This is a genomic window from Anaerolineales bacterium, from assembly GCA_022866145.1.
In the GTDB taxonomy this organism is placed as follows: Bacteria; Chloroflexota; Anaerolineae; order Anaerolineales; family E44-bin32; genus PFL42.
The window spans coordinates 1-8,763 of the sequence record JALHUE010000189.1 but is presented as its reverse complement, the minus strand read 5'-3'; the positions used below and the strand labels follow the sequence as shown (position 1 = coordinate 8,763).

Sequence of the window (8,763 nt, the reverse complement as noted above, 5' to 3'; positions counted from 1 at the left end):
CGGTAGGATAGCTGGCGAGAGCATCCGCGCATTGATGTCGGGCTGCGGCCTCGAGATGACGAACGCCATCGCCAGAGACAAGAGGTAGGCCGCCGCGAAGATCGCCGGGACGATTGTCAGGACCAACAGGGAGCGCCGACGCGGGGAGGATCCAGAGGCTCCCCTCGCGGGAAGGAAAGCGAGTGCAAGGAGTACAAGCCACAACGCAGCCCCAACAAGCAGGAGAATCTTGCGCCCGTCGTACGATCCGGATCCCCAACCCAACACGGGGGAGAAGGCCCAGCTAGAGAGAACGACGCCCAGCCGGTACTCGGTCAGGCTAGCCCAGAGGCTAGCCACCGTTAGGTTCAGGACCCTGGGCGCGGCCTGGGATCCACCGCGGTTGATGGCGAGCAGCCAGGCAAGCAGCGGGAGGCATCCCGCCACAGTGAAGGCCAGCGCCCTCCTGGCCCGGCGAGCCCATCTACCTCCCCCGAGCGACAGGACCGACAGCCCGCCTGCGCCGACGAATGCCAGGCCAACGTAGCGTGTCAAACAGGCCGTCGCCAAGGCCAAAGCCGCTCCGTAGAATGTGGCCCTCCGAAACGCGATCAGGCTTGCAGCCAGGAGAAACATGCCGAGCGTCGCCAGGAGGATGAAAAACGGTTCGGACATCGCAGCCGTGAACTGCCGGAGCAGCGCCGCCGAGCTCAAGGCGACGACCGCGAGCATGATTCCGAACGGAGAGTCCCCTGCCAGCAGGATGGGAGCCGCGCCAACGGTCGCAACCAGCAGCCCGAAGGCGAGAACGTTGATCCAGCGCGCGTCAGCCGTCAGGTCGCGAGTGAACGCACCGCCTGCCGCCAGGACGACGGAATAAGCCGGAGGGAAGTGCGGGTAGAGCGGGGCGAAATCCCCCGAGGCGTTCCGAATCCCAAGCCCGTCGCCGGACAGCAGGCTCTCTGCAGACAGAAGGTAGGCCACCGAATCGCTGCCGACCGAAGGGCCGAAGGGCGTAGCCCAAGCCACGAGCGCGGCTCCAGCCAGAGCAAGGCAGGCGACGATCCCCAGAGCCAGGCGTTGAGACGGGTCTAATTCGGTCAGGCGCATGCCAGGCGCGGCTCCCAGCCGGTCATAGGCTATGGGTTCCCCGGCATTCGGATGGCGAAAAGTGCATCGGCTCCGTCCAGCAGCGGTGTCGTCCCCATAGTGATACGCCGTGGTCGCTCAGTCCGCCTTCGTTGCTTGCGGATCCCCGATCTCCACGGCTCGTCGCGGATCCGAGCACCATTCCGACCACGATCCGGGATACAGACGCATGCCGGTCAACCCGACGTGCTCCATCGCCAGGATGAGATTGCAGGCCGTCACGCCGGATCCGCAGTAGGCGACTGCGGCCGAGGAGTGGACGCCGTCCAAGGCGGTCAGCAGCTGGCGGCGCAGCTGAGCTGCCGGCAGATGGTTCCCGTCGCTGCCCAGGCTGGTCGCCCACGGGTAGCTGCGCGCCCCGGGGATGTGTCCGGGAACCCGGTCGATCGGTTCGACTTCCCCCCGGAACCGCTCCGGCGCTCGGGCATCCAGCAACCTGGCGCTGGACGGCACATCCTGCAGCTGGAGCACGAGCTCCGGGTTGGGGCGGCCCTCAAAGGTGCGCGGCGCTTGAGGCTCGATGCCGGAACGCAAGGGGTGGCCGCGTTCGACCCATGCCGGCAACCCGCCGTCGAGCACGGCCACGGCCATGTGCCCCATGTAGCGCAGACACCACCAGGCGCGGGCGGCGTAGCCGCTGTTGTCATCGTACACGACGACCTGGCAGGCCGGGCCGATCCCCCAGGCGCCAAACCGGGCGACGAGCTGTCCCGGCTCTGGAAGAGGATGGCGGCCGTTGCTGCCTGTGGGCAGGCCAGACAGGTCGCGTTCGAGATCGGCGAAGTGGGCGCCGGGGATATGTCCGGCAGGGTACACGCTCTGCGCAACCGAGTCCGGCGAGGCCAAGTCGAACCGGCAGTCGAGGATCGCCCAGTCCGGTTGCCCGAGGTGGGCGTGCAGCTCATCGGCCGAAATCAAAGTCTGGTGTGCGCCGGGCATCTCAAGCGGCACCCTTGGGAGCCTCTTCCCCTGCCGGCGGGCGCGGCGCGGCCCGCTGGAGTTGTTCGAGCGACACCCGGTTGGAGTGGCGGCAGCTCGGGCAGCGAGCGTCGTAGTGACGCCCGCCGCTCTCCTTCAGCGCTTCGAGGGCGAAGGTGATTTCCTCATTGCGCATGTTGACATTGCCCCCACATCGTTGGCAGCGGATCTGCATCCCTCACATCCCTTCTTTCGGCCCGATGGCGAGTCCGGAGACCGAAGTCTCATTCCCTCGGCTGAGCAGCAGTGCCGGTTTGGGCGCTGGCCCTCGCCCCAAGCCAGATGCCGCCCAGGATCAAGGCAACCCCGAGCAGCTCCATGGAGTCAGGCCGCTCGCGCAACAACACCGCCGCCAGGACCGTAGCTGCTACGGGCTCGGCCAGCAAGGTCAGCGCCACCGGGGCGGCGGGCAGGTGCCTCAGTGCCCAATTGTACGTGGAGTGAGCGATCAATTGGGGAAACACAGCCAGAAGGGTGAACAGCCCCAGGGCGATTGCAGGGTAGCCGAAAAGGGGCAGGCCACGCAGGGCCGCCGCCAGGATCAAGCCCACAGCGGCGGCGGAATAGGTCAGCGTGATGTAGGGCAAGAGCGACACGCGGTGGCGCAGGCTGCGGCCAATAAGCAAGTAGCCTGCCCCGGCCGCTGCGCCGCACAGCGCCAGCAGGTCTCCCTGCACGGCCTGGCTGCCAAGCAGCCCGGCAGCCGGCGAACACTGCGGCGGCCAGACCGCTACGCACAGGTCGCTGGCGCCGATGGTCAGTATTCCGAGCAAGCCCAGGGCGAGTCCGCCGAACAGGCGTGCGGGCACCTGCTCCCCCAGGGCAACGGGTGAGAGCAAGGCGACGAACAGCGGCGCAGTGGCGACCAGGACGGCGGAACTGGCGACGCTGGTGTAGGCCAGCGAGGTGATCCAGGTCCCGAAGTGGAGCGCCAGGAACAAGCCGGAAACTACCGTCAGGCCGACGTCGGCTGGCCGCCAGCGTTCTGGCTGGCGCCGTCGCTGCACCAGAAGGACCGGCCAGAGGAGCGCGGCGGCGATGGCCAGCCGATAGGCGGCGATCACCAACGACGGGGCATAGGGCTGCGCCCAGCGGATGAGGAGCGAAGCGAACGAGGCGGTGGTGACGGCCACCGCCAGTGCGGCGTAGACGCGGCGGGGGTCGGGACTGTCAGCAGACGTTTCGCGAAGCATCGGTGAGGTGCGCATCGAGCGGATTCCCTTGACGGATCGCGCTCCCAGGAGATAGAATTGGGTGAATTCAGTCCGATTCGCGTGGGCGCTCGCCCGGCGATACTACCGGAAGTTCCCACGCTGGTCAATCCGACCGCAAGTGGCACACCCAGGAGGAATGAATCATGCCGTACCAGCTCCCGCCTCTACCGTATCCCTTCGACGCCCTCGAGCCCCACATCGACACCCGCACCATGGAGATCCACCACGGGAAGCATCACCAGGCCTACATCAACAACCTCAATACGGCTTTGGAAGCTCAGCCGGACTTGCTCAAGAAGTCGGTGGAAGAGCTGGTGGGCGGATTGAACAGCCTGCCGGAATCGGTCCGCACTGCAGTCCGCAACAACGGCGGTGGCCACGCCAATCACAGCCTGTTCTGGACGATCATGGGCCCGGGCAAGGGCGGTGAGCCCGGAGGGGCGCTGGCCAAGGCGATCGCGGCCGGCTTTGGCGATTTCGCCGCCTTCAAGGATGCCTTCAGCAAGGCCGGCATGGGCCGCTTCGGCAGCGGCTGGGCCTGGCTGGTCGTGGACAAGGGCGGCAAGCTTCAAGTCCTCTCGACGGCCAATCAGGACAGCCCGCTCACCGACGGCGCCAAGCCGATCCTCGGCCTCGACGTATGGGAGCACGCCTACTACCTCAACTACCAGAATCGCCGCGCCGATTATGTCGCCGCCTGGTGGAACGTGGTAAACTGGGATCAGGTGTCCAGCCTGTTCGGCTCCTAGTGGCACCTTGAAGCCGTCGGGGAAGACCCGACTTCATGACAGCCATATCGGAGGAACGAGCCTATGACGCACATCATCACCAGCCTGTGCCTGCGCGACGCGGGATGCGTCGACGTTTGTCCGGTCGAGTGCATCATCCCGGGCAAGCCGGTCGATCAATGGCCGTGGTACTACATCGACCCGGACACATGCATCGACTGCGGCGCCTGCATTCCCGAGTGTCCGTTCGAGGCCATCTTCCCTGAGGACGAGGTTCCGTCGGCGCATACGGCCAAGGCCGGGCAGGTGCTATCGATGCCCGCCGGCACGGCGGGCTTTGAGGCGAAGTTTGATGGCCCCAACCACCACGGCGACCCGGTCCACCTCGATCACACCAAGGCGCTGAGCGCAGGCGACGTAGTCGACCTGACCCCAGACACCAAGCCCAACTACGACTACTTCAAGACCGGCCCAGGGTACAAGGCGCTGGAGAACTGATCCACCCGTCAAGCCAGGAAGCGAGGGAGCCGCCAGGCTCCCTCTTTGCTTCCCGGGGCGAGCAGGGAGAGGCGAAGCATGGCGGCTAATCCGATGCGCACCGAAAGCGACTCACTGGGGGAGGTCCATTTGCCGGCGATGGCGCTGTATGGCGCCCAGACTCAGCGAGCGGTCGACAACTTCCGCGTCTCCGGCCTCAAGCCCTACCGGGCCTTCATCTGGTCGATGGCCGCCATCAAGCGGGCTGCGGCAGCCGTCCATCAGTCGCTCGGCCTGCTGGACCCTGAACGCGCCCAGGCTATACGCCAGGCGGCGGACGAAGTGAGCGCCGGGATGTGGGATGCGTCCTTTGTCGTCGATCCCTTCCAGGCGGGGGCCGGGACCAGTCACAACATGAACGTGAACGAGGTGATCGCCAATCGGGCAACCGTCTTGCTCGGCGGAGCGCTTGGGGAGTATCGCGTCCATCCCAACGACCATGTCAACATGGCCCAGTCGACGAACGACACGATCCCGACGGCGATTCGCCTGGGCTGCCTGTGGCGGCTGCAGGAGCTGACGGACCGAATCACCGCTCTGGCCGAGGCACTGGAGGAGCGGGCGGCGGCCTTCGAGGATGTGATCAAATCCGGGCGCACGCACCTGCAGGATGCGGTGCCGCTGACAATGGGTCAAGAGTTCGGCGCCTATGCCCGGGCGGTGCGCCGGGATGGCGAACGCATCCTGCGGTCCGCCGACGGCTTGCGCCGCCTCGGAATCGGTGGAACTGCCGTCGGCACCGGCCTGAACGCCCACCCGGAGTATGCCCGGCGCATGGTGACACAGCTGGCGCAGGAGTGCGCCTTCGAGCTGCGGCTCTCGGACGACCTGTTTGAGAGCATGCAGTCGATGGCCGACATGGCGGACTTCTCGGCCTCGCTGCGCACGCTGGCGTTGACCCTCATCCGCATCGCCAACGACTTCCGCCTGCTGGCCTCCGGTCCGACGACCGGTCTCGACGAGCTCCGCCTTCCGCCGGTGCAGCCCGGATCGAGCATCATGCCGGGCAAGGTCAATCCGGTAATGGCCGAGATGCTCGACATGGCGATGTTCCACGTGATCGGTTGCGACACAACCGTCGCCCTGGCGGCGCAGGCAGGGCAACTTGAGTTGAACGTCATGATGCCGGTCATCGCCCACAGCCTGTTCGAGATGATGCAGGTCACGATTGGCGCGCTCGCGAGCTTCACCGATCGCTGTGTGCGGGGGGTTGAGGCCAATCGCGCCCGGGCTGAAGCCTGGCTGGCCCGCAATCCAATCGTGGCCACGGCGCTCAACCCGCTGATCGGCTACCAGGCCGCCGCCGCTCTGGTGAAGGAAGCGTTGGAGAAAGATCTGCCAATTCGGGTCGTGGCGCTGGAGAAGGCAGCCGCCGGGGAGTTACGTCGCACGGATCCGGGGAAACGCCCGGTGACGGTCGATGAAGTTGAGTCCGCTTTGAGCAACCTCACCCGGTTGACTGAAGGCGGCATTCAGGGGGCTCCGGCCGGCGGATAGCCGGCGTTGACCCCCATCCAAAGGGTCGGAACCAGCGGCCGAGATCCCGCCGGCGACGGGCCACGCCCTGGTTGGGCGCCGAATGGGGCGGCCGCCCTTCTGGCGCCATCCACTCTGCTTGCGGGGAAGGCGCTTTCCGATGGGCGGCGAGGCGCGGCTGGCTGCGGACGGCCGCCCTCTCACCCCACGGGGCCCAGCACCGGAAGCAGGCGGTTACCATCGGCCGGGTGCCGCATGGCAGCCTTCTGAGGATGGCGGTTAGGTGTTCTGGGCGAAGCCTTTCGCCGCAGCCCACCGAAGACTTCCCCTGGCCGGTTCAGGGAGTTGCTGGTGCCTTGAACAGCAGTCCCACAGCGTACCCCACAAGAGCACTGAGGATCCCGATGACCGCCATCTCCAGCCCGCTCCGGCCGGGCCGGCCGACGGTGACACGTGCCTTGTAGGCACCGACGGCGAACAGGGAGAGAGCCGCCAGCACGATCGAGACGATCATGCTCGGGCCGACGGGGAGGAAGAAGAAAGGCGTGATGGGGATCAGCGACCCGACGATGGCCGCGACACCGACGATCAGCGCCGCCCGGCGCGCATCGCCGCGACTGGAAGGCACCAGTTGGTGTTCCTCGGCCATCATCTGATCGACCCAGATATGGGGATCGTCGGTGATCGTCTCGACGATGCGCTCGAGCAGTTCGCCCTGGAAACCCTTGGCCTCGAAGATCTTGCGGATCTCCGACCGTTCCAGGTATGGAACGGTATCGATGTGCCGGTACTCGCGTTCCCGTTCACTCAGATACAGATCGCTTTCGGCGATGGTCGAGGTGTAGGCCACGGCGCCCATCGAGACGGACTCGGCGAAGGTAGCGGCCATGCCGGCGGCGAGGATGATGCGCGTGTCGCCGGAGGCGGCCGCCACGCCCAAGATGACCCCGAGCACGTTCACCAGGCCGTCCTGGCCGCCAAGGATTACGTCGGAAAGCGCGGAATGCCGGTGGTGGGGATCGAGGCGGGTGTGATGCTCCAACTCGAGCCGACGGACGTGTTCGTGGGGATCGAGGGTGGGGCTCATGCGGTGGGTCGCATGCCGCTCGCTACCGGCTGCCGGGTGGAAGCAAGGCCGGCGACAGCGCCCCGGCAGTGGATCGCCGGGGCACCGCGGCTAGCCAGTCCGTCTTTACTCAAGGCGAGGCCGTCAGATTGGGTAGGATGGTCACATAGGCTGTCATGTTCCACAGCAGATCGGGGTAGGGCGGTTCCAGGCGCAGCACCGCCTTATAGGTGATGTCGCCTTGCTTCGTCTCGCCGAAGCCGCTCACGCTTTCCACCGTCCCGGCCAGCTCGACATCGGGCAGGGCATCCAGGGTGACCGTGGCGGTGTCGCCGAGGCGCACGTTGACGGCATCGATTTCCCCCAGGTCAGTGGTTTCGACTCGCCAATCCGAAAAATCGGCGACCCATGCGACAGGGATTCCGGGGGCGACGAATTCGCCTTCCCGCAAGTCAATGGCGGTAACCACACCGTCGAAGGGCGCTCGCAGCTCCGCCTGCGCCAAGGCGGATTCCGCTGCCCGCAGCTGCGCCTCGGCCTGGGTTAGCCGTGCCTGTGCCAGCTCCAGACCGTCCGGATCGACCCCGTCCTTCACGTCTTCGTAGGCCTTCTCGGCCACTTGAACGTTGGCCTGGGCCTCGGCCAATTCGGCATCCAGGATCGCCTGGTCAATCTCGGAGGGGTGCCCGACGAGCCAATTCAGATTCCTGCTGGTGTCGTTGCGGCGGTTCTGTGCGGCCACGTAATCGGACAACGCCTGAGCGCGATCTGGGTCGTCCTTGTCGTGATCGGAAACCGCGCGGTAGCCTCCTTCGGCGGAGTCGAGCGCCTTCTCGGCGAGGAGGTAGTTGGCTTCGGCCAGCAGGACAACTTCCTTGCTGGCGCGGTTGCCCTCCTGCCGAACGCGCCAATCGTACTCGGCATCCTTGAGGGCATCCCGGGCATTGGCCAGGTCGAGCATGGCCTGCGCCGTCGCGACCGAGGCGTTGTCCTGCAAGGCCTCGAGCTCCTGGCGGGCCGCGATTTCCTGCAGCTGGGCCGAGGCAACGGCGGCGGTCAGCTGGTCGGCGCTGCTCAGGCGCACCAACGGCTGACCCTGCTTCACCGAGTCGCCCTCAGCGGCCAGGATCTCACTCACGGCGCCGCCCGTCTCCAGGCTGAGTTCGGCGCTGCGAACCGGGATCACGCGCCCATCGGCGACGACGGCGTTGGAGGGGGGCAGATCGGGTGAAGGCGTGAGATCCGCACCGGGGTCGGGCTCGGCGCCCTGCGCCGAGCACCCCATCAGGAGCAGGGCGAAGAGAAGCAACAGGGCAGAGGCAGTGAGCGACTTCTTGTTCATCAGCGTTCCTTTCGCGTCGGTCCACCTTGAGGGCGGATTGGTCGCCGGCTGGTAGTCTGGCGTCACACTCGGTCGAGCAGACGGCGCAGGCTGGGAGCGAACTCCTCGAGCTCGGGCGGGATGGGTTTGTTGTTCACGATGGCGCTCCCCAGAGCTGACGCCTTCAGGTCCATCAAGTCGCTGTCGAAGGCGGAGCGCACGGCGACATCGGACAGTATCTTACCATCGCGCAACGTGATCACTCGCCGGGTCTCGCGGGCGACCTCGTGGTTGTGGGTGACGACGATCAAGGTG

At 66.4% G+C, this 8,763-nt stretch carries 10 protein-coding genes; 3 read left to right on the top strand and 7 right to left on the bottom strand.

Annotated features, from left to right (window positions below; translation table 11 throughout):
- The 4 genes from MUO23_06095 to MUO23_06080 all read right to left on the bottom strand — a co-directional run.
- Positions 1-1,089, bottom strand: a 1,089-nt coding sequence (locus tag MUO23_06095; GenBank protein ID MCJ7512525.1) for a hypothetical protein, incomplete at its 3' end; no start/stop codon positions are given.
- A 117-nt stretch (positions 1,090-1,206) separates the two neighbouring features.
- Positions 1,207-2,079, bottom strand: coding sequence for a sulfurtransferase (locus tag MUO23_06090; protein ID MCJ7512524.1), 873 nt, complete (start codon positions 2,077-2,079; stop codon positions 1,207-1,209).
- Positions 2,069-2,281 carry a hypothetical protein gene (locus MUO23_06085; protein ID MCJ7512523.1) on the bottom strand — a complete coding sequence of 71 codons (213 nt, stop codon included), beginning with the start codon at positions 2,279-2,281 and terminating at the stop codon, positions 2,069-2,071. The genes MUO23_06090 and MUO23_06085 overlap by 11 nt, the downstream gene beginning before the upstream one ends.
- 49 nt (positions 2,282-2,330) lie before the next feature.
- The gene (locus tag MUO23_06080; protein ID MCJ7512522.1) at positions 2,331-3,314 is read right to left on the bottom strand and encodes a DMT family transporter; all 984 of its coding nucleotides are present in this window, start codon (positions 3,312-3,314) and stop codon (positions 2,331-2,333) included.
- Positions 3,315-3,463: 149 nt separating this feature from the next.
- Here MUO23_06080 and MUO23_06075 point away from each other — a divergent pair, with 149 nt between their 5' ends.
- The 3 genes from MUO23_06075 (at position 3,464) to MUO23_06065 (ending at position 6,082) form a co-directional block, all read left to right on the top strand.
- Positions 3,464-4,069, top strand: coding sequence for a superoxide dismutase (locus MUO23_06075; GenBank protein MCJ7512521.1), 606 nt, complete (start codon positions 3,464-3,466; stop codon positions 4,067-4,069).
- Positions 4,070-4,132: 63 nt separating this feature from the next.
- Positions 4,133-4,546, top strand: a complete 414-nt coding sequence (locus MUO23_06070; GenBank protein MCJ7512520.1) for a 4Fe-4S binding protein — start codon at positions 4,133-4,135, stop codon at positions 4,544-4,546.
- A gap of 78 nt (positions 4,547-4,624) precedes the next feature.
- A complete protein-coding gene (locus tag MUO23_06065) occupies positions 4,625-6,082 on the top strand; it encodes an aspartate ammonia-lyase (protein MCJ7512519.1) in 1,458 nt (485 codons plus the stop codon).
- Between the two features lie 316 nt (positions 6,083-6,398).
- On the opposite strand, the gene MUO23_06060 is transcribed toward MUO23_06065, so the two are convergent.
- From MUO23_06060 to MUO23_06050, 3 genes are all read right to left on the bottom strand, one after another.
- Positions 6,399-7,148, bottom strand: coding sequence for a VIT1/CCC1 transporter family protein (locus MUO23_06060; protein MCJ7512518.1), 750 nt, complete (start codon positions 7,146-7,148; stop codon positions 6,399-6,401).
- A 109-nt stretch (positions 7,149-7,257) separates the two neighbouring features.
- A complete protein-coding gene (locus MUO23_06055; GenBank protein ID MCJ7512517.1) occupies positions 7,258-8,469 on the bottom strand; it encodes an efflux RND transporter periplasmic adaptor subunit in 1,212 nt (403 codons plus the stop codon).
- Positions 8,470-8,531: 62 nt separating this feature from the next.
- Positions 8,532-8,763 (bottom strand): hypothetical protein (locus tag MUO23_06050; protein ID MCJ7512516.1); only part of this gene is annotated, 232 nt, incomplete at its 5' end.

Bases quoted from the DNA above. Each gene is read 5' to 3' on its own strand.
- MUO23_06085 (MCJ7512523.1), bottom strand. From the start codon at position 2,281: ATGCAGATCCGCTGCCAACGATGTGGGGGCAATGTCAACATGCGCAAT.
- MUO23_06080 (MCJ7512522.1), bottom strand. From the start codon at position 3,314: ATGCGCACCTCACCGATGCTTCGCGAAACGTCTGCTGACAGTCCCGAC.
- MUO23_06075 (MCJ7512521.1), top strand. From the start codon at position 3,464: ATGCCGTACCAGCTCCCGCCTCTACCGTATCCCTTCGACGCCCTCGAG.
- MUO23_06070 (MCJ7512520.1), top strand. From the start codon at position 4,133: ATGACGCACATCATCACCAGCCTGTGCCTGCGCGACGCGGGATGCGTC.
- MUO23_06065 (MCJ7512519.1), top strand. From the start codon at position 4,625: ATGGCGGCTAATCCGATGCGCACCGAAAGCGACTCACTGGGGGAGGTC.
- MUO23_06060 (MCJ7512518.1), bottom strand. From the start codon at position 7,148: ATGAGCCCCACCCTCGATCCCCACGAACACGTCCGTCGGCTCGAGTTG.
- MUO23_06055 (MCJ7512517.1), bottom strand. From the start codon at position 8,469: ATGAACAAGAAGTCGCTCACTGCCTCTGCCCTGTTGCTTCTCTTCGCC.